This is a genomic window from Prochlorococcus marinus subsp. marinus str. CCMP1375, from assembly GCF_000007925.1.
Taxonomy (GTDB): Bacteria; Cyanobacteriota; Cyanobacteriia; order PCC-6307; family Cyanobiaceae; genus Prochlorococcus_E; species Prochlorococcus_E marinus.
The window spans coordinates 493,724-518,810 of the sequence record NC_005042.1 but is presented as its reverse complement, the minus strand read 5'-3'; the positions used below and the strand labels follow the sequence as shown (position 1 = coordinate 518,810).

Genomic DNA, 25,087 nt, shown 5'->3' with positions numbered 1-25,087 from the left:
CAAACTCTTGAAATGTGTAGATATCAAAACTCTAATAAAAAACTACTTGTATCTAATTAACTAAATATTTACTAACTAATGATATTCCTGCTTGAATGTATAAATAACTAACCGAATTTGTAAGAGGAATTAATGACTACAACCTTAGCTAATCGCCCAGACGGTGAGGGCAGTGTTCAAGTCAAGCTAGATCCCAAAGTCAATATAGAAGAGGGTGCACTAGTCATTGCCGTTTATGGCAAAGGGGGAATTGGGAAATCAACAACATCTTCCAATCTATCTGCGGCCTTTTCCAAGCTAGGCAAAAAAGTTCTGCAAATCGGATGCGATCCAAAGCATGACAGCACCTTTACCCTTACTCATAAAATGGTGCCTACTGTTATAGATATCCTTGAGGAAGTTGATTTTCACAGTGAAGAGCTTCGCCCGCAAGACTTTATGTTTGAAGGTTTTAATGGAGTGCAATGTGTTGAGAGTGGTGGCCCACCAGCAGGAACAGGCTGCGGGGGATATGTAACTGGGCAAACCGTGAAGCTCTTAAAGGAGCATCATCTTCTTGAAGATACTGATGTAGTTATTTTTGATGTCTTAGGTGATGTTGTATGTGGTGGATTTGCCGCTCCCTTGCAACATGCAAACTATTGCTTAATAGTTACAGCAAATGATTTTGATTCTATTTTTGCAATGAATCGCATAGTTGCAGCAATAAATGCGAAAGCTAAAAACTACAAAGTTCGTCTTGGTGGGGTAATAGCAAACCGTTCAGCAGAATTAGATCAAATAGAAAAATTTAATGAAAAGACAGGCTTAAAAACCATGGCTCATTTTCGTAATGTTGATGCAATTAGACGCTCTAGGCTTAAGAAATGCACCATTTTTGAAATGGACCCTGAAGAAGAAGGTGTATTAGAAGTTCAAAATGAATACCTTTCACTCGCAAAAAAAATGATTGACAATGTAGAGCCATTAGAAGCTGAGCCCCTAAAAGATAGAGAGATTTTTGATCTTTTAGGTTTTGACTAGGGTTTAAGGCTTAATCCCTTTTGTTTATTTTACGTTTACTTCTGCAAGTTTCATAGAAAGGTCCCAAACATCACTAGCTGTTTCAGGGTCGGTTATTCTTTCAGATAATTTCTGAGAGAACTGCTCGCCATTTTTTTTCTGGCGATTCCCCCAACTCCAATGAACGCCAGAAATTCCAAACTCTGGGCTAGAAACCACTTGAGCGACTCTTTTACCGGCTAAAGGCTGACTAACAAAGCCACCTGTTACAAACCTCTGGAATAGAGGGAAAAGCCATTGAAAAATCTTTGGAGTATTTCTAAAAAGTTTTGTATTAGCTACACAACCTGGATAAAGAGAGCTAAAGACAACCGAAGAATCTTTAAATCTCCTATGCAGTTCTTGAATAGTGATCATGTTGCAGAGCTTGCTATCTTTATAAGCCTTACCTGGCTTGAAACGTTTCCCACTAGCCATACAAATTGGATCCAAGAACCCTTCTTTAAAACCAGATAAATCCCCTAAATCAGCTGGCGCCGGTATAGGTATTTTACCTCCAAGTTCCTTGTAATTAGCAGTCACTGTTCCTAGCATAACTAATCTGGAAGATTCAATTCCCCATGAACGTCCCTTCCACACTGGACGTTTTGATTTACTTAGATTTTCTAAGAGAAGTTGGATCATAAGGAAATGTCCAAAATGATTAGTAGCCATTGAAAGCTCATATCCCTGCGGTGATCTGCGGGGTTTTGATAATCGAGGCATATAAACGGCCGCATTACAGACCAAAGCATCCAAAGGTTCATCCAATTTATCTAAAAGATCCTTAACTCCCTTACTAACACTATCTAAATCCGAAAGATCTATAGATATGTGTTGGAGCTGTTTAGGGCACCTAAAAGGCAATCCCAATTTTACAGCTGCTTTTTCAGCTCTTTCAGGTGACCTATTTGCTGTAATCACCTTCCAACCAAGGTCTATCAAAGCCTTGGTTGCATATAATCCAACTCCAGAAGTCGTCCCAGTGATTAAGACTGTACCTGGAGCTGACTGAAATGAAGACATATCCAATTCATTAACAACTTCTTTAGTCAACTACGAAGGCATACAAAATCAAAGAAACTTTAAAGATAATTTTCAACGCCAAATAATTCGCCTGCTTTTAGGGGGGATCCATTGATCTTGCTCGTCCATTAATGTATCTTTTCCTCCTATGGAAAATAAACTGTCAAATCTTAGATGCAATCTCTCCAGCTTTTGAGTTTCTGACCTAAGTACCGCAGAGATTTCATTGTTACGACTTATTCGTTGATGAGAAGCAATTCCTAGTTTCAAGGAGCTAGCAATTGCTATTACCAAAAGTCCTGTTTTTATAAATAAACCTATTAGGCTATAAGTCAGCTCGCGCTGATCTTCTTGCAACTGAAAGGTTGCCGCCAACGTAGATGAGTCAATTCGTTTAGAAGAAGATACAAGCTCCCTTTTTGAATGTCTTCTAGCATCTCTGCTGCGCCTTGGGAATGATTCTCTAGGCTTAACCTGTGGGAGTGCCAAAAAGAATAAAGACTATTTACTTGCTTTTAACGCAAAGACAGTGGAAATGCCAATAATAAAGCTTATTAAGCTCTTTTAAGGCTAATTCCTAATCTCAAAGCTAATATCCCAGCATGCATAACCACCACTAAACAAAGGCCCGCAAGATCAATAGTGGTTGAAGTCTCCATGAAAATCACTATAACTTTTAGTATTCTCAACTTAAACGGTCAAAAATGGGGGCTTTTGCAAAACCCTGTCATGGATTAATGCACTTCGATTTAAATTTCTATACAAAATTTTCCAAATTATCAGGCAAAACTTAAAAAGATGTTTAACGAGAAATACTCTTATAGCTCTAAGAAAAGAAAGTGCCATGGGCAAATAATCCATTCTTCTGCCTTGTCTGGACCCTGTCAGATGGCAGCCGATGTAATGATGCTTGAAAAATTACTCCAAATTCCTGAAATATCACTCTTGATACGTTTTTATCAATGGGAAGGCACTTGGCTATCCATTGGAAAAAACCAAAGAGAATTACCAAGGCATTGGATCAATTTAATAAAAGAAAGAAAGTTGAACATAGTTCGTAGGCCTAGCGGTGGAACTGCTGTTCTTCACACTGGATTAACCTATTCACTCGCTTGGCTATCACCGCCAATCAAAAAGCACCAAGCTTATATAGCTGCGAGCCAATGGTTAATCAACTGTTTCTCTAAACTTGGACTCCATTTGCAATTTGGCAATCATCCTCATAGTTTCATTTCTGACAATTGTTTTTCAACCTCAAGTTCTGCTGATTTGGTTGACCAAAATGGGATCAAACGTATAGGGAGTGCTCAATTCTGGAAACGAGGAAATCTGCTTCAGCATGGTGAAATACTTTTAGACCCTCCAAAAGAACTTTGGGAAGAAATCTTCAATACTGATCCTCCCAAGCCAGCTCCAAAGACAGTTCCTAGAGTTGATCTAGAAAGATTGCTCACAGAAGCCTTGATTTCACATTGGTCAACACTTAAATGGTCTCACAAAGGATTAGAACCAAATGATCTAAAAGAAATTTCTGAAAATTCAAATAGTTACTTAGTAACTTTATCCAATTCAGATTTTGGGATTAATCCAGAATCAATCATTCCTTCTACAATTTTGAACAAAGAAATTCCTAAAGGATAAATATTATTCTTTCTAGCAAGATCTAGGAAAGCTCTTGGAAGATTAAATCCTAGCTTTTTTAAAACCACCTCAGAAAGATCAACTCTATCAATAGTTCCAGAAGGTAAACCTGCAGGATTGAGAACCAAAAGGCTTTCACCTTTTACTCTTTCTAATTCTAAAACTGCATACCAAAGAGGTCTTTTCTCACTAATAGAAGGCAAATCAGTCAGAGGCTGACTGTATTCAGATAATAAATATTGATCCCAATCTTCAGCAGGTACATCCATCAATAACTTGTCAGTAATATAACCTGTCCATCTTCCTAAATTGCATAAAAGAACCAATTGAGGATCTCCATTTTCACTTTGAGATGATAAGCGCAATTCACTAAGAGCTTTTAGTGATTGATTGTGTTCAAGAACTCGAAAACGCTTACGAGAAGCATCTTTTACAGACAAATCATATAGAGCTTGTTGTAAAACTATTATTTGATCTTGTGATCTTGAGGAACTTAGACCAAACCAACCAATAACTATCAAACAAAATCCCAAAACAAATCCGCCTTTAACAGCAAAAGCAATCAAGCCTCCTAAAAAAATCACTATCAAAGAAAAAAACCGGCCAGAAGCATTTGCAGCTCTATGTCCTTTCCTTTGACTCCCTGTAAAGTGCCAGACAATTGACTTAAGTATCACGCCACCATCGAGAGGAAGGCCTGGCAATAAATTGAAAAGGGCTAAAAGAAAATTAATAACTCCAACTTGACTCAAAAGATTTAAGAAAATGAGATTTGAACTATCAACAATTTGAGCGCAAGACAAACATAAAATCCCAATAGCAATATTTATCAAAGGCCCAGCTATAGCGATTCTCAGACTGCCCATAGGAGTGGAGCATTGCTTATCCACTCTCTTAATACCACCTAAGGAAAACAGTGTAATGTCATGCACTTTGACTCCCTCATTCAACGCAATAAAAGAGTTGCCAAGCTCGCGCAAAAGGACGGACAAGAAAAAACATGCCGATGTCAAAAACCCAACACCCCAAGCCTGCCAAGCCGGGAATTGATCAGTAAATATTCTAGAAAATTGAGCTTGAGATATACGAGTAAAGACAATCAGAATAAACACCCAACTTGGATGCACTTTTAAGGAAATTCCTTTTAACTTGATTAACTCAACACCTTGCAAATTTTCTCCTCCTTGTAAGCTAGAAGATGGTGATGAACTACTTCAATCCTATAAAGGGAATAGGCCATTAAGTTTGACTATGAGGGCTCAAGCATCTATAGCCATCAAAGTCTGTGGCATCACAAAGCCGCAACAGGCCATTGAAATAGCATTAATGGGAGCAGATGCTATTGGTGTAATAGGGGTTAAAAACTCACCGCGTTATATTTCAGAGCCAGAAAGACGCACATTATTTGAGGAAATGATTAGAGCTGTTCCATCAAAAGAAAGAGTTTGGGTTGTAGCAAACTTAAATAAAGATGAAATCATCAAAGGTCTAAACAGCAAAGGGTCTCCTTCGATTGTTCAACTGCATGGAAATGAGTCAAAACAATACTGTGAAGACTTAAAAAGATCACATCCAAATATTCAATTTTGGAAATCTTTTCAAATTCGACAAAAAAATGACTTAGTTACAGCAAAAGGATATCAAGCCTCAGTTGATGCAATATTATTTGATAGTTGGCACAAAAGTAGCTTAGGAGGAACAGGGCAAAGAATACCCATAGAATGGCTTGAAGATATAGATTTCCAGCTCCCTTGGTGGCTGGCAGGTGGGATCTCTTCCGATTGTATTCAAGAAATATTATCTAAATTAAAACCCTTTGGAATTGATGCATCTAGCAAATTAGAATTAGAGCCAGGAATAAAAAATATAAAGAAAGTAGAAGAGCTAATAAAGAAAATAAGAGCTACTTAAGTCTTATCTAGAAAGAGCTGTTTCTTGCTGTCTAACAAGCTCAAAGAATTCTTGCTTAAGACTTGAATCATGCCTAAAATCACCTCTTACAACTGAATTAACCATGCTGCATTGACTCTCCTTAACTCCTCTAAGTTTCATACAGTAATGATCAGCTTTGATAATTATCCCAAGACCCTGAGGTTCACACAACTTCTCTATTTCATCAGCAAGAATCATGACAGCTTCTTCCTGAATATGAGGCCTAGAAAAAACCCAATCAGCAACTCTGGAGAATTTAGATAATCCAATCACACGTGCTCCAGGCTTAATTCCTATCCAGCAATTTCCCATAATGGGGACAAAGTGATGAGAACAAGCTGATCTAACACAAATAGGTCCAACTGTATAGATTTCATCTAGATGTTTGACATTAGGGAAACTAGTGACTTTTGGTTGTTTATGATATCTTCCTTTGAAAACTTCATTGATATATATTCGTGCAACTCTTTCGGGTGTTTCTCTAGTATTATGATCATTATCTATATCTATAACCAAGCTCTTAAGTAGGTCTTTTATTCGGACGGAGACTTCTTTTTCCAACTCTTCAAGTTCTCCAGGCTAAATACATTCAGCCAAGTTGTCATTAGCAAAGAAAGAGATATCCCTTTCTTTGAGTCTCGCTCGAATGCGATCTGATACTAATGACCAATCATCAAAACCTTTCATAGGTTCTTTATCATTTTTATTAATGGAAGAAGAATCTGTTGTTGAAGTCATAAATAGAATCAGAACACACCTGCAGAAGGCATTAGTGTGAGATCTTCAATTACTTGTGAATGAGGCTGTTCACCCAAGTGAAGAAGCTCGGCAGCAACTTGATCAACCGAAAGCATTTGTTCTCGATCAAAATCACTCTTTACAGTATCAGAATCCCAAAGCTTACTATTAACAGAACCTAGGGTAAGAGTACAAGCCCTAATGTTATGTTCATTCTCTTCTTTAGCGATGCATTTAGTAAGACTTTCTAATGCCGCCTTAGTTACACAATAAGCTCCCCATTGAGGAAAAGCGTTTCTTGCAGCATGGCTACTAACATTAATAATCAAACCACCTTCTTGCCTCATAGAGGGAACAACAGCAGCACATACTTGGAAAACACTTGTTAGATTAACCTGCATCAACCAATTCCATCGATCGATTGGCATTGATAACAATCCACCTGTCCAAGCAACACCAGCATTATTAATTAAAACTGATGGGCAAAGTCCATTCCCTAACAAATCATGAAAGCCGCTAGAGATCTCTTCAGGATTAGAAAGATCAATAGACCTAAAAAATACCTTGGACCCTGAATCTTCCAATTCCGCTGATAAGGATTGAAGAATATTTTTAGAACGAGCCACGAGCAAGAGATCCCAACCAGCATGAGCAAAAGCTTTTGCTGTAGCCTTACCAATCCCTTTAGAGGCTCCTGTAATAAGAGCAGTTGCCAATTAATTAATTCTCATTGACAAATATTCTATGTAATGAGCTGTTCTTCCTGCGAACTTAGCTCCAAGAAACTACCTATTTGCCTAAATTTCTTATATCTATTATCCCTTAATTTGTGTTCACTTAAAGTTGATAACTCTGTCAAATGCCTAAGTATTGACGTTTTTAATGCTTCTCCAGCCTGCAAAGGAGCCCAATTGTTACCTCCCGCTGGCTCTTTAATAACTTCATCGACAATCCCTAGAGTCAAGAGATCTGATCCCGTGATCTTTAATGCAGCTGCTGCATCAGGTGCTTTTGCTGCATCTCTCCATAAGATCGAAGCGCATGCCTCTGGACTAGCTACCGTGTAAACACTATGTTCAAACATGAGCAATCTATCTGCAACACCAATACCTAAGGCTCCGCCAGAGCCTCCTTCCCCAATAACAGTGGCAATAATAGGTACTTTAATTCGGAACATTTCTCGCAAATTAACTGCTATTGCTTCTCCTTGCCCTTGTTCTTCAGCGAGCAAGCCTGCATAAGCACCTGGAGTGTCAATAAAAGAAATAATAGGCAAATTGAACTTATCGGCATGATTCATTAGCCTTAAAGCTTTTCTATATCCACTTGGCTTCGCCATGCCAAAGTTTCGAGCTACATTTTCCTTTGTATCTCTTCCCTTTTGTTGTCCAATTAAGAGCACGGGAATATCTTCTATTCGAGCTATTCCGCCAATCAAAGCACTATCGTCACTGCAATTCCTATCTCCATGCAACTCTATCCAGTCCTCGCAGAACATCTGAATAAAATCAAGCGTACTTGGTCGTTGAGGGTGCCTTGCAACCTGTATCTTTTCAGCTGGTGTTAATGCACTGAAAATCTCCTCTCTCCTTCTTGCCGCAAGAGTTTCCAATTGAAGTAATTGTTGACTTACATCAACCTCAGAGTCCCTAGCCAACTCTCTAATCTGTTCAATTTGCTTTTCTAGCTCTACTAATGGCTTCTCAAACTCCAACAAATAACGACGGGCCATAGCAAATAAAGAATTAATTAATTACTAAAAGTCAAGCAAAAGCTGCCTGAAGATTATTAGGTTGAAGCCTAAGCACTGAAAACCCATGCCTTAAAGAAGCTTCACCTATAAAATCCATTTTTTCCAAAGTAATGTTATTCCTACCCCAGCTAAAATTGGTATGGCAATTCTCAAATTCCAAAAGCATTGCCTCAGCAAAACAAGCAAACATTTGCCTTTGAGGAACATCCATCTCTGCTATTTCCATCATATTCCAACCAATATCTTCAAAGAACTCAACAATTCCTCCCTTCAATACATGAATCCCTGACCCAGAAAATTTCTCATCAAGGTTTTTGGGGTACCCGCCGTCAATCATTAGGCAAGGCTTACGAAGTTTAGACTTATCAATTTGAAGATTTTTAGGCAAGCTGGCAACCCATATCACAGCATCCGCTTCAGGGAGAGCCTCCTCCAATCTAAGCACTCTTCCTCCTCCAAGGTCTTTCTGCAAATCTTTAAGAGGTTGCTGTTGTCTTGCGACCAAAAGAAGCTCACTTACGCCTGTCCTTTGAGAAAGCCATCTACAAACTGCACTGCCGATATCCCCAGTAGCTCCAACAACTGCTACACGAGCCTTCTGAAGATCAATCCCAAGCAAAGGAGCATTAATCTCTAATTGGCGGCATATAACCCAAGCAGTATGTGTATTGCCGGTAGTGAAGCGTTCCCAATCGAGAGTAGTATTTCGGACCTGCTTGTTCTCAAGAAGATTAAAATTCTCGAAAATAATCGAAGTAAACCCGCCTAGAGCAGTAATGTTTATTCCTTTTTTTTGGGCTAGTTCCATTGCATTAAGCACTTTTCTTCGAGCAGTTTTAAATCGAGATAACATTTCTGGAACAAAACATGAATCGATATATGCTCCCTCAATAGTTTTACCAATTGCACTAACAACTTTTACATGCTCAACAAGCTGAGGCGGAGCACTACACCAAACATCCAGATCACCTTCAGCAATATGGTCATATCCTAAATCCATAGCCTTTTGCCTGGCATCTTTAAAACTTGTTGAGTGGCCGATCAATCCAAACATTGCCTAACTGATACTTCATTCATGAAGTAACTCTTAAATGGAATTTCATAGATTAAACGATGAAACACCAAAGAAATTACTATTAGCAGTTTTTTAACGGTAAAAAACTTTTAAATTAGTAGTTTGTACTAATTCTGGATCCAATTAGACAAGCGCAGCTAAAGCCATACGAGCAATTTCCCTAGAATCAAGGCCAATCTCTAAAAGAGAATCTTGATAGGCAATCATAAATTCTTCCATCAACTCTTCCTTATCCATTGAAAGTGAACATGCATCATCAGCAACTTGATCAAGCATTGACTTAATAAGAGGCAAGTTTTCCTTGTTGGCCTTCATCAACTCTTCTTTACAAGTGTCTAGGTTTGCTTTTAACCATTGCTGACCATAGTTCAGATGAAGATATTCATCCTTCACAACATTTTCTGTGATCTTTTTGGCAAAAGGATCTGCAACTCTTATATAAACGTGATAAGCAGATATTGCGAAAGCTTCGATAAGAATGGCTTGAATAAGAAAGCAAGTAGTTAAATTTTCTTCTTTAAAAGCCTTTTGAAAATTACCATGTAAAGGAGAAAAGAATTTCTCTGCAAAAGGAATATCAGCTTTTACTCCAAGATTTTTACCGCAAGCAGTAAAACCTCTCATATGCTTTAACTCCATAACTGCAAGCTTCTTTAATTCATCTGCCTTGTCTGGTATGAGAGTGCCGATAGACATGTAATTATCATGAGCCTCCTTCTCTCCCTCAATAACAATTGCATTGATTCTGCTATAAGCATCTTTGTACTGAGAAGATGAAAAGTCTGGCAAATTATCCAATTCATCAGCACTAGCAACCTGATTAGTTAAGGTCTGCATAAGTCCTTTTTGATTCACAATATGGGGAAGTGTACCGAATAAAGTGCAAAATAGTTTGTTTCTTAAGAGGTTTTATTGGTATTTAATTTATTTTTGATGATCAATTGGTGGCCAGTTGCTGTCCAAAAGATTCAAAAACAACTTAATCCAATGCTCAACTAATTTTTTTCTTAACTGATTCCCCAGCTCAGGTGTTGACCCTCGACTATCGCCCACAACGCCTGTCTTGCTTAGATCTTGCGTAAGCCATGCGCAAGGGGCAGCCCCTTCTAGGCTCCAACCTTCAGGAGGCAAAATCCTTTTTTTATCGAACACATCCATATCACCATCAAAAGGTCTTGCTTCTCCTACTAAATCAGAATTTAAAGAAAGCATTAAGCTTGTCTCTGCTAAAGCTGCATGCAATCCTTGCTCAACTTCTTTATGAGGAATTAAATCTTTTAAAGAATCAATTCCACTCCATAAGAAGCATGGCAACACAGCCATAGAAGGACATTGAACTCTAAGTTCTCTTGCAATTGCTTGTAAAAGGCCTATTTGTCCTCCATGAGCATTAAAAAAAACAAGTCTTTGAAACCCCATCTCTGACAACTGTTTTCCAACTTCGCTAATCATTTTGAGCATCAAATCCCCTGACAAAGAAAGTGTTCCCGGAAAACTAAGATGCTCAGGTGAAAACCCTATTGATTGAGAAGGCAACGACCAAATTGGCAAATCATTAGGCAAACAATCAAAAACCTCTTTCAAAATACTTTCTGCAAACAAAGTATCTGTAATCAAAGGCAAATGAGGCCCATGTTGTTCGCATGCACCGAAAGGCCAAACCAATGTAGAACCCTCTTTCGATGCAGCTTCAGAAGCTTCTGGCCAAGAAAGGAAAGCTAAATTACGTGAATTAGAAGTGATAGAAATAACCTCCAAACATGAAATAATTTAACTTTTCCTGCAACAATGGTTTATTGACAACCCACATTAAGGTCCAATGGCCGGTTCAGGAAACCCCCAACCTAAAAGACCTAACCCTCCTAGGCAAGAGCAGAGCGATCTGCGTAAGCCCTTGCAGGTAATGCATATTAGCCGTAAAGAAGAACGTCAAGATATTGACAATCTAAAAAAAGTTGAAGAATCCAGGCAAAAGTCTTCAACAATCTCAAAAGGCGCTAAACAGCCACTTTCTCCCAACACCAGCAAGCCTTCTGAAAATATTGCCCAAAATAATCAAACCGCATTTGATCAAGAGTATGAAGAAGGACTTTCAATGGGAGATCTTCTTGCTCAAGAAAGAGATTCCTCAAAAAATAATTCAACACCTTTTGAAAGTGATGGTTTCCTTGAAAGAAGCGTTGATGATTTTGATTTTGATGAAGGAGAATTCCTAGCTGCTCTTGATGAAAATGAACCTGTAGGGAATACAGGTGAAACAGCTAAAGGCTCAGTAATAGGTGTAGAGAGTGACGGCGTATATGTCGATATTGGGGGCAAAGCTCCTGGCTTCATGCCTAAAAGTGAATGCGGGCTTGGTGTTATCACTAATCTCAAAGAGCGCTTCCCTAAAGGCTTAGAGGTAGAAGTACTTGTAACACGAGAACAAAATGCAGATGGGATGGTTACCATTAGCTGCAGAGCATTGGCCCTTCGCAAAAGCTGGGACAAGGTCATTCAGCTTGCAAAAGAAGCAAAAGTTGTTGAAGTGAAACTAAATGGATTTAATCGGGGAGGAGTAACATGTGACCTTGAAGGTCTTAGGGGTTTTATTCCTAGATCACAACTTAATCAAGGAGATGACCATGAATCTCTTGTTGGTAAAACAATTAATGTAGCTTTTATTGAAGTCAGCCCAGACAATAGAAAGCTTATCCTCTCAGAAAAAAAAGCCGCTACTGCAGCTAAATTTGCTGAACTTGAAGTGGGACAACTTATAGAAGGAAAGGTTATATCGGTTAAACCATATGGATTTTTTGTTGACTTAGGAGGGATTAGCGGTCTTTTGCATCAATCAATGATCACAAATGGAAGTCTCAGATCACTGAGAGAGGTATTTAATCAAGGCGATAATGTCAAAGCGCTAATAACTGATCTGGACCCAGCCAGAGGGAGAATTGGATTAAATACTGCACTGCTCGAAGGTCTCCCAGGAGAGTTGCTCATAGACAAAGAAAAAGTTTTAGCTGAAGCAGAAGATCGCGCCAAAAAAGCTCAAGGTCTTTTTAAGCCAAAAGAAGAAGAGGTCAAATAATGGAAGACCCTAACAACGTAGGAAAACCCCTTAACAAGGCAGATTGGGAAGTTGACTTTTATTCGCGACCAGTAATAGAGATTGATGGAAAAAAAAGATGGGAATTACTAATCTCAAGCACTCAAGATTTTTCAGGTGCAGAGACTTTCCGTTGGGAAAAAAAATGTCCGGCAAATGAAGTCAATTCCATTTGGCTCAGTGAAGCATTAAAAGAAGCCTTAGAAGATTCTTCAAAACAAGGGTGGGCCTTTCCTAAAAGATTGCGCTGTTGGCGGACATCTATGAAAACAATGATCACAAAAGCATCAGAAAAAGTTGGGATAGAAGTTATTGAAAGCCGAAGGACTTTTTCTCTTCACGAATGGTTATTACAAAGAGACAAAGATGTTTATCCCAATGAAGAAGGCTATATATCTGCACCAATACCACCAAATCCCTCCATAGACTTTACTCAACCAGAACCTCTTCCTGAAGCACTTAGAGGAGATGCTTGGAGCTTTTCTTCACTATCTATTGAGGCAATTAGGGGAGCCCGTGAATGGCCAATGGAATTCAACGCACTCCTGCCAATTAAAAAATCATTAGAAGGAAACATTGAAATACCGGGACTTCGTATGTTTAGCAAAACAAGAGCACTCCCTCTATCAGCATGGCTGAGCGGTTTAGAACCAGTAAGATTATTAGTTGAAAATAACCAGTTGCTTTTAGAGTCAGGTCAAGAGTCTCTATGGCTTGTTACAGATATGAGCAAAGACTACGCTGAAAAGGTAAAGGATAGTTTAATTAATGGCAAAGCAAATGCTGACGGAATTCAATTTATAGCAATTCAAACTTCACCCGAAGAAGAAAGCTTTACTGGCTTTTGGATGCTTAAAGATATAGACCTAATCTGAAAGTTAAAATTAAATTGAGTAAGAAAAAAGTACTAATAAGAAATAAAGATTGGATTACCATAAAAGACAATGGAATTATCTACTTACAATCCAAACTTCTCTTAGATAATGGATTCAATCATGGATTCTTTACAAAAGTATCAGGTGATAATAAAAACAAAAGCCTAAGCAAACTATTTTCTCCTGGTACATGCATTTATTCTTTACATCAAGTGCATGGAAGTGAAATAATAAAAACTTCGGAACTAAGTTCTAATAAATTAAAAAAGGCCGATGGTATTTTTAGTGATCAAGACAATCAAGGTTTATGGATATATACAGCTGATTGCATCCCTATTTTAATAGGTGACATGAAAAATAGATATGTTGCTGCTGTACATTCTGGCTGGAGAGGGTTAGCAAAAGGCATACTACGAAACACTATAGAAACCATAAAGGAGTGGGGGTTTGATAAACAAAACTTGTTAATAGCGCTAGGTCCAGCAATAAGTATTAATAATTATATAGTAAGTAAAAGTACAATTAATAGTATCTACTTAGACTTTAACAAGAACAAAAACTATCAATTCAATGATTTTATTAAATACATGATTAGCACTGGTTGTATTAAAATCACAAATACTCCAGAAGAGTTTCTATTAGATATTAGATTAACTGCAAAAATTCAGTTGAAGAATGAAGGAATAAAAGAAAATCAGATTAGCATAAATTCTAATTGTACATATTCAGAGTCAAGTTATTTCCAATCTTGGCGTAGAGAAAAGATCAAATCAAGGCAATGGAGCTTTATCTCATCCAATTAATATTAAATAGCTGATATTTTTAATTAATCTCTACAGTAATACTCTCCAAAACCCATCTCTGACATCGACTTTGCAATATCTTGATTTGAGCGCAATTTGATTAATTCAGCAAGTAAAATACCATCTTCAGATCGTTGTGGCAATAAGTTAACTTTTGAGTGTCTTGGTAGTGTGGATTTCATCCAATTTAGAGCTTCGCTCTCTTTTGAAGGTTCAATATTGATGCAAGCAAGCTTAACCTTATAATTTCTATTATTATCTCCTATTTGTATAATAGAAGGGCTTGAAACCTGTAATACTTCTGCAGGCAAAGCCTTAAAAGGTATTATGAAAATAAAAATAGAAATACATATAAAGGCCTTCAGTCTTCTAAGAAATAAACCAATCATAAATAATAATAAAAGCTAGGAATTAAACTTTGCCTAGATTCTAATCAGGCAAACCAACCATTTCAGCATTGCTTTTACCTGGTGGAACCATTGGATAACAATTCTCATCTCTACGGACATGAACATCAATGAGCATTGGTCCTTCGGAATTAAGAGCTTCTTTTAACTTTTCTTTCAATGAATTACGCTCTTTAATAATCACGCCTCCAACTCCAAAAGCATTAGCTAAAGCAACAAAATTCGGCTCCCCGTTTAACATATTAGTTGCTGAATACCTTTCATCATAAAAACTTTGCTGCCATTGTCGCACCATACCTTGCCAATGATTATTAATGATAATTATTTTTGTATTTAATTGATATTGCGAGATAGTCCCTAATTCTTGAATATTCATCAAAATGCTTGCATCACCTGCAATGCAAATCACTTGTTGTTTTGGCAAAGCAACTTGCACTCCTAAGGCAGCAGGTACTCCGAAACCCATTGTTCCCAATCCTGCACTGCTAATCCAATGACGTGGACTATTTCTTAAATATTGAGCTGCCCACATTTGATGTTGGCCCACATCAGTTGTTATATAAGCATCTGGTGCTAAATCTCTAATTTCAATCAATACTTCTTGTGGATATATTTCCCCTTCTTTTGAAGGTATTAAAAGTGGATATTTAATCTTCCACTCTTCTATTTGAGCCAACCATTCTTGAGTATTTGGTTTAACAGTTCTTCTTTTGCTAAGTTCATGTAAATCAGAAAGACTAATTGCTAAATCTCCTAAAACCGCAACATCTGCAACTCTGTTTTTGTTAATTTCTGCAGGGTCTACTTCAAAATGAACAACTTTTGCATTTGCTGCAAATGAATCAAGTCTTCCAGTCACTCGGTCGTCAAAACGTGCTCCTATAGCTACTAATAAATCGCATTCAGTTACTGCGAAATTGGCATATGCAGTGCCATGCATCCCTAACATCCCCACAGAAAGAGATTCACGTTCATCAAATGCACCTTTACCCATCAATGTTGTCGTAACAGGCAAGTGATATCGCTTGGCAATAGCAAATAAAGTGTCATGAGCACTTGCAGAAATAACTCCTCCTCCTACATATAAAAGTGGCTTTTTAGCTCTTTCAATTAAATCCAGCGCTTTAGATATAGCCACTGGGTCTGGCTTTTGAGGAGGAGTAAAGCCTGCAGGGATTAAAGAACCTGGCTGAACAGGTTGATAATCAAAAAGTTCTTGGCCAACATCTTTTGGAATGTCAACTAGGACTGGTCCTGGGCGCCCAGAAGAAGCAATAAAAAAAGCTTGGGCAATAACAGATGCTATTTCAGAAGGATCTCTTACAACCCAAGAATGCTTAACAATTGGGAGAGTAATACCAAAAATATCTGTTTCTTGAAAGGCGTCAGTTCCAATAGCTGGTCTTGGGACTTGTCCAGTAATAACAACCAATGGAACAGAGTCCATTTGAGCTGTGGCAATTCCTGTAACCAAATTTGTTGCTCCTGGTCCTGAGGTGCCAAAACATACACCAACTTTTCCTGTGGACCTTGCATATCCATCAGCTGCATGAGCACCACCTTGCTCATGTCTAACTAAAATATGTTTTACCCAACCTGCTTTTTCTGCTTTATAAACCGCATCATAGATAGGAAGGATAGCTCCTCCAGGGTACCCAAAAATAGTATCGACACCGTGATTTTTAAGAGATTCCATAAGGGCATCTGCCCCTAGAATCTGATTTTGCTCCTTTTTTGTTGAATCACCTATACCAAAAGGTGAAGACGACAGAGTCACGGCAAAGAAATAATCTTAGATAAATGTTATATGGACAAAGGTTGTTTTGCCTATAAAAAGCTATATCGATTCAAAAATTAAATTCTTATTGGCTATTTTAGTGATTAATTAATTGATATATCTTTAAAAAGCATCCTTCAAAGAAGACCAATGTAATGTAAAGGGCCATTGCCAATCACCAACTCAAAGAAACAAATAATAAAAACAAACATTGCAACCCTTCCATTCCATACTTCAGCACTATTATTCCAACCCCATTGCCATTTTTCTTGAGGGTAAAGCTTAACTTTTTCAGGTAATTTAGCAGCTTCGTCTAGGCTTATTTCTGGACCGCTAAGACAAGAGGCAACTAAATCAGCAAGCCCATTAATAAATAAAGGGTATGTATCTAAAGCCTTAACTCTACGAAAATTAATTATTCCATTGTTAAGGGCTATCTTTTTATACTCAATATCAATTTCCTGAAGGGTTTCTATATGTTCACTGACAAAGCTTATTGGCACTACTATCAACTCCTTTACTCCATTAGCTCCAAGCTCTTCTAACACTTCTTCTGTATATGGCTTTAGCCACTCCTCAGGGCCTACTCTACTTTGATAAGAAAGAGTATAAGAATTACTAAATCCAAGGGATTTTTCAACCTTATCGATAATCAACAGAGCGCAATCTTGTATTTCATCTTTATAAGGATCACCTGCTTCTTCCACATAACTTTTTGGGACTCCATGTGCTGTAAAGCAAATATGTGCTGCATTTGGAGACTCGCAGGAAGAGATTTCTTGTTCGATTAATTCTGCCATGGAAGCTATATATCCAGTGTTGTCAAACCAACTTCGAATACATCTTATAGATAGTTTTTGAAACTCTTTATCTACCTCACGCAAACGTCGCAACTCTCTGAAACTTGACCCACTTGTACTTATTGAGAAATGAGGATAAAGGGGAAGTACAACAACTTCATTAATATTATCTGCCTTAATATCCTCAACAGCAGACTCAGTAAAAGGATGCCAATATCTCATAGCAACATAACTAGTTGCATTAATTCCCCTATTACGCAGCGCGCTCTGTAATTCCCTTGCTTGTTGTTCAGTAATTCTTCTTAGAGGAGAGCCGCCACCAATTGCTTGATAAGCTTTTTGAGATTTTGAACTTCTAAGAGTACTTATAAACCAAGCTAAAGGTTTTTGAAAAATTGGGAGGGGTAATCTAATTATCTCAGGGTCTGAAAAAAGGTTATATAAAAATGGGCCAACATCTTTAATTCGCTCGGGCCCTCCCAGATTCATTAAAAGGACGCCAACACGAGTCATTAAAATACTTTTACTTAGGGGTTGAGCTTAACGCGTAACGACGTCAATGTAGCTGTAACCATTGAGACCAATGAACTTTACAAGTGAACTTTTGATTGTTAATCAAAAGATTGCCTCTAAAGGGATAAAGCTTCGGATTGAGCAGCGTGGCAAACGACTTTGCTTACGCGGGCCCCTACCATGTCAAAAAAATCCAAATAAAACTAAAGACCAACGAATAAGTTTAGGTTTAGACGCAAATATAAAAGAACTTCAACAAGCTGAAAAAACTCTTCATTTTTTATATTTACAAATTCAACACAATCAATTTGATTGGAAGCACTGGTCTACAAGTAAATCAAAAATATCTACTAACAAAAAGTTTTTAGATGTTGAAGAAGCTATAAAAGATTTTGAATTATTTTTCTTTAATGATCCTATTAGAAACAAATCAAAGGCTGGCAGTCGTACCAATTGGAAATGTGCTTACTTACCATATCTTCGAAGACTTAGTATTATAGCTCAAAGTAATAATGAGAGTTTAAATAAGAATTTATTCCTTAAGACATTATCTAGTTATTCAGAAAATAGTCGTAGCAGGCAGCAATGTGGTACGACTTTAAAAGCACTTGCCAAATATTCAGATATTCAATTGCCAGAAAACTGGAGAGACTTGGCATATGGATATGGATTGCATCAAGCAAGATTTAGAAAGTTACCAAGCGACAGCCTTATTGAAAAAACATTTTTCATGATCCCAAATCCAAGATGGAGATTAGTTTATGGCCTCATGGCAACTTACGGTCTTAGAAATCATGAGGTGTTCTTTTGTGATCTTTCATGTCTCAGCGAAGGTGAAGACAAAATATTAAGAGTATTTCCTAATACAAAAACTGGGGAACATCAAGTATGGCCATTTCAACCCGAATGGATCAACCGATTTAAATTAAATGCACTTTCTTATGAAACAAATTTACTTCCAGAGATAAACACTGATCTCAATAAAACCACTCTCCAAAATGTAGGTAGAAGAGTTTCCGAACAATTCCGAAGATATAATCTTCCTTTAACCCCATATGACTTAAGACATGCATGGGCTGTTCGCACTATTCACATAGGTCTCCCTGATAGTGTTGCCGCACGCATGATGGGTCATTCGGTTGCAATACATACGCGCACTTATCACCATTGGATTACTCGAAGAGATCAGCAACAAGCTGTTGACAAAGCTTTAGGTGGCAAAAATCTTTAAATTTCTTAGATATAATTTTTAAAATACTGATTTGTATTTACAAGAGATTTAAGTTATTAACTCTTTCTTATGCAAAAGAAAATGGCCAAGAGTGATGAGTCTCTAGATGAATTAGATAGAGAGTCAAGTCAATTGGGTATGGGAGGCTTTACAACTAAAGAGGCGGATGAAGAAAAATATAAGCTAAGAATGCAAAGAAGAAAAGAAATCCAAAGCAAAAGAATAGAGGAAAGAAATCTAGAGAAAGGGCTGATTATTGTTTTTACGGGTCAAGGGAAAGGAAAAACTACAGCTGCATTAGGCATGGCATTAAGAACATTGGGTCACGGAGATAATGTAGCGATTGTTCAATTTATCAAAGGAGGATGGCAACCAGGGGAAGCTAAAGCATTAAAAGTATATGGAGATTCCTTAGACTGGCATGCTTTTGGAGAAGGATTTACTTGGGAAACACAAGACAGGATGCAAGATAAAAAACTTAGCCAAAAAGCTTGGGAGCAAGCACTTTTATACCTATGTAGTCGTAGTCATAAATTAGTTATTCTTGATGAAATAAATATAGCTATCAAACTAGGATATCTTTCTTTAAATGAAGTCATCGAAGGGATAAAAAAACGTCCTGCATTGACTCATGTTGTCTTAACAGGTCGAAGTGCTAAGGAAGAGTTAATACAACAAGCAGACCTTGTAACTGAAATGAATTTATTAAAGCACCCCTTTAGAGAAAAAGGAGTTAAGGCTCAGAAAGGAATTGAATTTTAACTAAAATTTTTCAAGATTTGTTCAAATTACTTTATAGTTTTTGCTTTGCCAAAGTATTAATATTTTAATTACTTAATAAACACTAAAAAAATCATTCTGCAGAAAGTTTGTAGCCTATGAAAGGTTTTTAATCAAACACGATTTGTTCGTTCTCACGAACAAATCCATAAAGAGCCCAGCGAAACAAAGATCCCTTGCTACTGTCATTGAGATATTGATAATTAATGTCTTACTCACGTGTCCTCCTCAAGCTTAGTGGCGAAGCTCTCATGGGAAGCAAGCCATATGGTATAGATCCAGAAATAGTTCAATCTATTGCTCAAGATGTATCAAAAGTGGTACAGGAAGGAACACAACTTGCAATTGTTGTGGGAGGAGGGAATATTTTCCGAGGTCTTAAGGGATCTTCTGCTGGAATGGATCGTGCTACAGCAGATTATGTAGGAATGTTAGCCACAGTAATGAATGCAATAACTCTGCAAGATGGTCTAGAAAGAGCAGGAGTAGAGACCAGAGTGCAAACTGCTATTGAGATGCAACAAATCGCTGAGCCTTACATTCGCCGTCGAGCAATTAGACATCTTGAAAAAGGTCGAGTTGTAGTTTTTGGTGGAGGATGCGGAAACCCTTTCTTTACTACTGATACAACATCAGCATTACGTGCAGCAGAAATAAATGCTGATGTAATTTTTAAAGCAACTAAAGTCGATGGTGTTTACAACCAAGATCCTAAAGAATACCCTGAAGCTATTAAATATGAATCATTAACTTTTCAAGAAGTCCTTAGTAAAGAAATAGCAGTTATGGATAGTACAGCTATAGCTCTATGCAAAGACAACAAGATCCCTATAGTTGTCTTTAACATTTTTCAACCTGGCAATATTAATAAAGCGGTAGCAGGAGAAAAGATAGGCTCCCGCATTTCTAATTCAGGTTAACCTTTCACTTGATTTCTAATTATCCACAATCCTATTTCATATAAATTCAAATGCTTACTCAAGAAGTCGAATTAAACATGCAAAAATCAGTTGAAGCTTGTCAACGCAACTTCAATACAATTAGAACTGGTCGCGCGAATACATCTCTGTTGGATCGATTAACCGTTGAGTATTACGGTGCTGATACCCCTCTTAAATCACTAGCAACCATTTCAACTCCAGACTCCCAAACTCTTGCAATACAACCCTTTGATTTAGGCTCTCTAGGTTTAATAGAAAAAGCAATCTCTATAAGTGATCTTGGATTTACACCAAATAATGATGGAAAAATAATTCGTATCAACATCCCCCCTTTAACAGAAGAGCGTCGAAAACAATTTTGTAAATTAGCATCAAAATATGCAGAAGAAGCAAAAATATCACTTCGAAATATACGCAGAGATGCAATAGAAAAAATTAAAGGTTCAGAAAAAGATGGTGAGTTTTCTGAGGATCAAAGTCGAGACCAGCAAGACTCAATCCAGAAAATTACAAACAAATATATAAATGAAATTGAAAAAAATCTTTCAGGGAAAGAAGAGGAAATTCTAAAGGTTTGAATTCTATTGAAGTATTAATTATTGGAGCTGGAGCAGCAGGTTCTTCAGCAGCGTTTCATTTAGCCAATTCTGGAGTTCAAGTAACTATCGTCGACAAAAAACATGGCTTTCTTTTAAAGCCATGTGGAGGTGGAATGGCTGCATCAGTTCAAAAGTGGTTCCCATTTTCTCTTGAACCAATAATTGAAGAAGTAATTCAAAAAGTTGAATTTACTTGGTGCTTATCTGACCACGTAATAGCACAATTACCAGGTTCATCCCCTTTTTGGATTACTAGAAGAGAAAAACTTGATGAACTCATAACCCAAAAAGCTATTGAGCAAGGAGCAACACTTCTTCAGTCATTTGAAGTAGTAAAAATATTTAAAATAGAAGGGCAATGGATTATCACTTCTAAAGATGGACAACAACTTAAATCAAAATGCGTTGTAATTGCAGACGGATCAAGCTCACCTTGGGCAAGGGAATTTAATCTAGGTCCTAAAAATCTTCATTATGCCTCAACAACTTCCATAAGGGTCAATGGTAAAGGATTGCTGAAAGAAGGCACCTCAAGATTTGAATTTGGTTTGGTTCATCATGGATTTGCTTGGGCATTTCCTTTGAAAGACTCAGTCAACATTGGGGTAGGAACTTTTATTGGTAATCATGCTGTGGAAAGCGAAAAAATCCTTAACGAATTAATGCCAAGTCTAGGGTTTGATCCAAAAGCAGGGATAAGGAATGATTCTCGTTTAAGAGTTTGGAATGGACACAGTAATCTTCATGGTGATGGGATTTTAGTAATTGGTGATGCAGCATCACTTTGCGATCCATTTCTTGCTGAAGGTCTAAGGCCTGCCTTATTAAGTGGCTGTGAAGCTGCCAAATGCATAATCAATTGGTTAAAAGGCAACACAACCGAATTAAGTTCTTACACAAAGTCAATGAAAAAAAAATGGGGTGACTCAATGGCCTGGGGAAGAAGAATCTCCCAAGTTTTCTACCGATTTCCAAAAATAGGGTATCAACTGGGAATCAAAAGACCAACTGCACCTCAAAGAATCGCACAAATCCTATCTGGGGAAATGGGGTATGGAGATATTGCACAACGAGTAATCAAAAGACTAATCCTAAAGAGCTAAAAAGTCTTAAATTAAAGTTTAATTTATCTAAAAATTTAGAAGTCAGTTGATCTAAAAAAATATAAGTTCTAAGCGATAGAAAGCTCAGCATTTGAACCGCTCTCAATATAAGAAAGCCTTTTACTCAAAAGCTGCTCCAATTGTTCAATTGCCTTGCTGAAATTAATAATTCCTTCTTCAAGCTTTTCTGTTGCCATACGATCTAACTTAAGCATATTTCTAAAATCGTATTCTTCAAGATGGATTTTAGTTTCTGAAGGCAATGGCTTTAATGAGTCTAATTTTCTTGTTAATTTTGAATCAGAGTTTTCCAATTGTTCTAAAAATTTTGGTGCAATCGTAAGCAAATCACAGCCTGCTAATTCTAAGATTTCATCTATATTTCTAAAACTTGCTCCCATTACTTCAGTCTTATAATTATTTGACTTATAATAATTAAAGATCTTAGTTACAGAAACTACACCTGGATCTTCTTCTCCAGCATAAGAGTCCTTCCCTGTTTCTGCTTTATACCAATCAAGTATACGACCTACAAAAGGTGAAATAAGTGTCACACCTGCCTCTGCACATGCAACTGCCTGAGAAAAGCCAAATAACAACGTTAAATTACAATGAATACCCTCACTTTCAAGAACTTCAGCAGCCTTAATCCCTTCCCAAGTTGATGCAACCTTAATCAACACTCTTTCTTTAGAAATATCAACTTTTTTGTAAAGATCAATGATCTTTCTTGCTTTATTAATAGTTGCCTGCGTATTAAAACTCAATCTTGCATCAACTTCAGTAGATACTCTCCCAGGAATAATTTTAAGAATTTCTTTTCCAAAGGTTACACATACCTCATCTAATGCTTCATCAACTACTTCTTTTGCTGATGCAAATGATCCAACTCTTTGCCTTGAAGCCTGAAGAGATTTATCAATTAAATTTTGATATGCAGGTATCTGAGCTGCCGCAAGAATTAGCGAAGGATTAGTAGTTGCATCTTGTGGTTTAAATGTTCGAATCGCTTCCAAGTCACCCGTATCTGCAACAACAACAGTCATTGAAGAAAGTTGATCAAGAAGACTGGTCATGATTTCTACTATTCACATTCTCATTTAAGTTAGCGATATTTCATTATGATTTCATCCTTATATATTCCTTTCAAGAGTCTTAGCTTTTTGCTGACAAGAAATCTACCTGCTGATTTCGCGGAGGGATCCTCTCAATAACAATCAAGCTTTCAATGATTTTTTTAGCCACAGGGACTGCAACCGTAGAGCCATAGGCATGAGGTCTCTGTGGTCCATCTACAGCAACGACGACTACAAATTTAGGAGCTTCTATTGGCAAAACAGCAACAAAGCTACAAATCTTCGAGTTGTAATTAATACCATCTTCTGTTTGATCTGCAGTCCCTGTTTTTCCACCTATTCGGTAATTCTTAATTTTCACTCCCTTCCCACTACCTTCTTCAACCACAGATTCCATCCATCCAAGAACCGTTTTTGTAACTTCAGGGCTTAAAAGTGTTTTATTCTTTAAAGATAAGTTCTTGTGCGTCAAGTCTTCTGAAGAAAAGTCCTTTTTAATATGAGGGGTTACTAATTTACCTCCATTAGCAATTAGGGCATGTAATTGTACTAATTTCAGAGGTGAAATAGAAAATCCTTGTCCATAAGAAGCAACTGCTTGATGAATAGGCTGCTTAACAAATAATTCTTTATCTTTCATATGCCCAGAGACAGCTCCAGGGAGATCTGTCTCTGGTATTTTGTTAAGTCCCAATTTATTTAACCACTCCCAATATTGAGATGGGCCGAGTTTTTGAATGATATTTACCATTCCAACATTGCTTGAAACCTGAAGAACTTTTCCAAAACCAAGAAGTCCATTAGGCTTTTTGTCCCAATTCTTCAAAGGCCATCCCCCTATTTTGACCACCCCAGCGTCATAAACAGTCCCATTAGGTTCGATTACCCCCTCCTCAAGCGCTAAAGCAAGGTTTATAGGCTTAAATGTCGAGCCAGGTTCAAATAGTTCTTGAACTGACCATTCTTTATATAAAGAAGAAGAATAATTCCAATATTTATTAGGGTCATAAGTTGGAGTTGATGCTAAAGCTAATAGCTCGCCATTATTGACATTCATCACAATTGCTACTCCCTTTTTAGCTTTCCAATGAATAATCTGTTCGCGCAAAGCACTAAGAGCAACTTCTTGAAGCCGTGCATCAAGAGTTAACTGCAAGTGCATATCATCTACAGAAAACACTCCGGATTCGATATCATTAGGGAAAGGTGTTCCATCTCTACCGAATCTATAACTTCTGGATTTTTCTCTTCGAGAAAGCTCTTTATTTAAACTTAACTCGAGCCCAGCCTGAGGTACACGATCATAATCAAGAAAACCCACTACATTTGAGAACAAATCATTTTGCGGATAAACCCTTTGAGGATAAGCTTCTAAGTCCAATCCATTGATTCGGAGATCTTGTACCTTTGCTGCAAGGTCAGAATTTAAGCCTTCGATTAATTTCACTCCAGATTTTTTACCATAAAACATTTCAACCATTTTCTTTTGCGATATAGGTAGCAACTCTTCTAGCTTTACAGCCACCTCCTTTGGCTTACGAAAAACGCTTTTAGGGTCTCCTGAAAATTTAAACTTTGAAGGATGTGCATAAATTCTGAATCTTTTTTCATCAAGTGCCAATAACCTCCCGCGACGATCAACGATAGAGCGCCTTTTCCCAATGGGTTCTACCTTTTTTGTTTGATAACCGCGTGCTCGTGCTTCTAAAGCAAGCCCCTGAACAAGTTGAAGATGCGCAAACCTTCCCATCAACCCAATAAGAGTCAAGCAGAGTATTGAGAATGTAAGTTTTAATCTATAAGGTGGAATTGGAGAAAGCGAAGCAACACGCTGTCGCTTCTTTATAGGGATTTTTGAACGTTGATTTCTTCTAATAGGCATTAG

Annotated in this window: 25 protein-coding genes and 1 pseudogene; 11 read left to right on the top strand and 15 right to left on the bottom strand. The window is 37.5% G+C overall.

Features of this window, described 5'->3' with window-relative positions:
* Positions 1-132 precede the first annotated feature (132 nt).
* Positions 133-1,023 (top strand): ferredoxin:protochlorophyllide reductase (ATP-dependent) iron-sulfur ATP-binding protein, encoded by an 891-nt coding sequence (gene bchL / locus PRO_RS02765; protein ID WP_011124698.1) that lies wholly within the window; start codon positions 133-135, stop codon positions 1,021-1,023.
* A gap of 24 nt (positions 1,024-1,047) precedes the next feature.
* On the opposite strand, the gene PRO_RS02760 is transcribed toward bchL, so the two are convergent.
* The 3 genes from PRO_RS02760 to psaM form a co-directional block, all read right to left on the bottom strand.
* Positions 1,048-2,067, bottom strand: a complete 1,020-nt coding sequence (locus PRO_RS02760; protein WP_011124697.1) for a protochlorophyllide reductase — start codon at positions 2,065-2,067, stop codon at positions 1,048-1,050.
* A gap of 72 nt (positions 2,068-2,139) precedes the next feature.
* Complete coding sequence (locus PRO_RS02755) at positions 2,140-2,556, bottom strand: hypothetical protein (protein WP_011124696.1); 417 nt, start codon at positions 2,554-2,556, stop codon at positions 2,140-2,142.
* 65 nt (positions 2,557-2,621) lie between these two features.
* Positions 2,622-2,726: a photosystem I reaction center subunit XII gene (gene psaM / locus PRO_RS02750; RefSeq protein ID WP_011124695.1), complete on the bottom strand. Its 105-nt coding sequence runs from the start codon at positions 2,724-2,726 to the stop codon at positions 2,622-2,624.
* Positions 2,727-2,937: 211 nt separating this feature from the next.
* Between psaM and PRO_RS02745 the strand changes: the two genes are divergently transcribed.
* Positions 2,938-3,708 carry a lipoate--protein ligase family protein gene (locus PRO_RS02745; RefSeq protein ID WP_036891792.1) on the top strand — a complete coding sequence of 257 codons (771 nt, stop codon included), beginning with the start codon at positions 2,938-2,940 and terminating at the stop codon, positions 3,706-3,708.
* Here PRO_RS02745 and PRO_RS02740 read toward each other — a convergent pair.
* Positions 3,615-4,880 carry a site-2 protease family protein gene (locus PRO_RS02740; protein ID WP_011124693.1) on the bottom strand — a complete coding sequence of 422 codons (1,266 nt, stop codon included), beginning with the start codon at positions 4,878-4,880 and terminating at the stop codon, positions 3,615-3,617. The two genes, PRO_RS02745 and PRO_RS02740, sit on opposite strands and share 94 nt — an antisense overlap.
* On the opposite strand from PRO_RS02740, the gene PRO_RS02735 reads away from it, so the two are divergent.
* Positions 4,858-5,619: a phosphoribosylanthranilate isomerase gene (locus PRO_RS02735; RefSeq protein WP_225866401.1), complete on the top strand. Its 762-nt coding sequence runs from the start codon at positions 4,858-4,860 to the stop codon at positions 5,617-5,619. The genes PRO_RS02740 and PRO_RS02735 overlap by 23 nt on opposite strands.
* Positions 5,620-5,622: 3 nt before the next feature.
* Here PRO_RS02735 and folE read toward each other — a convergent pair.
* The 6 genes and pseudogenes from folE to PRO_RS02705 all read right to left on the bottom strand — a co-directional run bounded on the left by folE (position 5,623) and on the right by PRO_RS02705 (position 10,964).
* A pseudogene (gene folE / locus PRO_RS02730) lies at positions 5,623-6,327 on the bottom strand (GTP cyclohydrolase I).
* A 59-nt stretch (positions 6,328-6,386) separates the two neighbouring features.
* Positions 6,387-7,094, bottom strand: a complete 708-nt coding sequence (locus PRO_RS02725; RefSeq protein WP_011124689.1) for an SDR family oxidoreductase — start codon at positions 7,092-7,094, stop codon at positions 6,387-6,389.
* Between the two features lie 26 nt (positions 7,095-7,120).
* Positions 7,121-8,110, bottom strand: coding sequence for an acetyl-CoA carboxylase carboxyltransferase subunit alpha (locus PRO_RS02720; protein WP_011124688.1), 990 nt, complete (start codon positions 8,108-8,110; stop codon positions 7,121-7,123).
* Between the two features lie 31 nt (positions 8,111-8,141).
* Positions 8,142-9,185, bottom strand: a complete 1,044-nt coding sequence (locus PRO_RS02715; RefSeq protein WP_011124687.1) for a long-chain acyl-[acyl-carrier-protein] reductase — start codon at positions 9,183-9,185, stop codon at positions 8,142-8,144.
* 144 nt (positions 9,186-9,329) lie between these two features.
* A complete protein-coding gene (locus PRO_RS02710; RefSeq protein WP_011124686.1) occupies positions 9,330-10,043 on the bottom strand; it encodes an aldehyde oxygenase (deformylating) in 714 nt (237 codons plus the stop codon).
* An 87-nt stretch (positions 10,044-10,130) separates the two neighbouring features.
* Positions 10,131-10,964 (bottom strand): creatininase family protein, encoded by an 834-nt coding sequence (locus PRO_RS02705; protein ID WP_011124685.1) that lies wholly within the window; start codon positions 10,962-10,964, stop codon positions 10,131-10,133.
* 61 nt (positions 10,965-11,025) lie between these two features.
* On the opposite strand from PRO_RS02705, the gene PRO_RS02700 reads away from it, so the two are divergent.
* From PRO_RS02700 to pgeF, 3 genes are read left to right on the top strand one after another with little or no spacing between them, the layout of a single operon-like run.
* On the top strand, positions 11,026-12,279 hold the full coding sequence (locus PRO_RS02700) for a S1 RNA-binding domain-containing protein (RefSeq protein WP_011124684.1): 1,254 nt from the start codon (positions 11,026-11,028) through the stop codon (positions 12,277-12,279).
* A complete protein-coding gene (locus PRO_RS02695; RefSeq protein ID WP_011124683.1) occupies positions 12,279-13,172 on the top strand; it encodes a Tab2/Atab2 family RNA-binding protein in 894 nt (297 codons plus the stop codon). Before PRO_RS02700 ends, PRO_RS02695 begins: the two co-directional genes overlap by 1 nt.
* 14 nt (positions 13,173-13,186) lie before the next feature.
* Positions 13,187-13,975 (top strand): peptidoglycan editing factor PgeF, encoded by a 789-nt coding sequence (gene pgeF / locus PRO_RS02690; protein WP_011124682.1) that lies wholly within the window; start codon positions 13,187-13,189, stop codon positions 13,973-13,975.
* A gap of 23 nt (positions 13,976-13,998) precedes the next feature.
* Here the strand turns inward: pgeF and PRO_RS02685 are convergent, their stop codons facing one another.
* From PRO_RS02685 to hemH, 3 genes are all read right to left on the bottom strand, one after another.
* Entirely contained in the window at positions 13,999-14,364 is a 366-nt protein-coding gene (locus PRO_RS02685) for a thermonuclease-like protein (RefSeq protein ID WP_011124681.1), read from the bottom strand.
* 40 nt (positions 14,365-14,404) lie between these two features.
* Positions 14,405-16,159 (bottom strand): biosynthetic-type acetolactate synthase large subunit, encoded by a 1,755-nt coding sequence (gene ilvB, locus PRO_RS02680; RefSeq protein ID WP_011124680.1) that lies wholly within the window; start codon positions 16,157-16,159, stop codon positions 14,405-14,407.
* A 137-nt stretch (positions 16,160-16,296) separates the two neighbouring features.
* Positions 16,297-17,472 (bottom strand): ferrochelatase, encoded by a 1,176-nt coding sequence (hemH, locus tag PRO_RS02675; RefSeq protein ID WP_011124679.1) that lies wholly within the window; start codon positions 17,470-17,472, stop codon positions 16,297-16,299.
* Positions 17,473-17,542: 70 nt separating this feature from the next.
* On the opposite strand from hemH, the gene PRO_RS02670 reads away from it, so the two are divergent.
* The 5 genes from PRO_RS02670 to PRO_RS02650 all read left to right on the top strand — a co-directional run bounded on the left by PRO_RS02670 (position 17,543) and on the right by PRO_RS02650 (position 22,126).
* Positions 17,543-18,703: a site-specific integrase gene (locus tag PRO_RS02670; RefSeq protein WP_011124678.1), complete on the top strand. Its 1,161-nt coding sequence runs from the start codon at positions 17,543-17,545 to the stop codon at positions 18,701-18,703.
* 69 nt (positions 18,704-18,772) lie between these two features.
* Complete coding sequence (gene cobO, locus PRO_RS02665; protein WP_011124677.1) at positions 18,773-19,465, top strand: cob(I)yrinic acid a,c-diamide adenosyltransferase; 693 nt, start codon at positions 18,773-18,775, stop codon at positions 19,463-19,465.
* Between the two features lie 224 nt (positions 19,466-19,689).
* The gene (gene pyrH, locus PRO_RS02660; protein ID WP_011124676.1) at positions 19,690-20,403 is read left to right on the top strand and encodes a UMP kinase; all 714 of its coding nucleotides are present in this window, start codon (positions 19,690-19,692) and stop codon (positions 20,401-20,403) included.
* Positions 20,404-20,453: 50 nt separating this feature from the next.
* Positions 20,454-21,002 (top strand): ribosome recycling factor, encoded by a 549-nt coding sequence (gene frr, locus PRO_RS02655; protein WP_011124675.1) that lies wholly within the window; start codon positions 20,454-20,456, stop codon positions 21,000-21,002.
* Positions 20,999-22,126, top strand: a complete 1,128-nt coding sequence (locus PRO_RS02650) for an NAD(P)/FAD-dependent oxidoreductase (RefSeq protein ID WP_011124674.1) — start codon at positions 20,999-21,001, stop codon at positions 22,124-22,126. Before frr ends, PRO_RS02650 begins: the two co-directional genes overlap by 4 nt.
* Before the next feature lie 68 nt (positions 22,127-22,194).
* Here the strand turns inward: PRO_RS02650 and PRO_RS02645 are convergent, their stop codons facing one another.
* Both PRO_RS02645 and PRO_RS02640 read right to left on the bottom strand, forming a co-directional pair.
* Positions 22,195-23,202: a transaldolase gene (locus PRO_RS02645; RefSeq protein WP_011124673.1), complete on the bottom strand. Its 1,008-nt coding sequence runs from the start codon at positions 23,200-23,202 to the stop codon at positions 22,195-22,197.
* A gap of 79 nt (positions 23,203-23,281) precedes the next feature.
* Entirely contained in the window at positions 23,282-25,084 is a 1,803-nt protein-coding gene (locus PRO_RS02640) for a peptidoglycan D,D-transpeptidase FtsI family protein (protein WP_011124672.1), read from the bottom strand.
* Positions 25,085-25,087 lie beyond the last annotated feature (3 nt).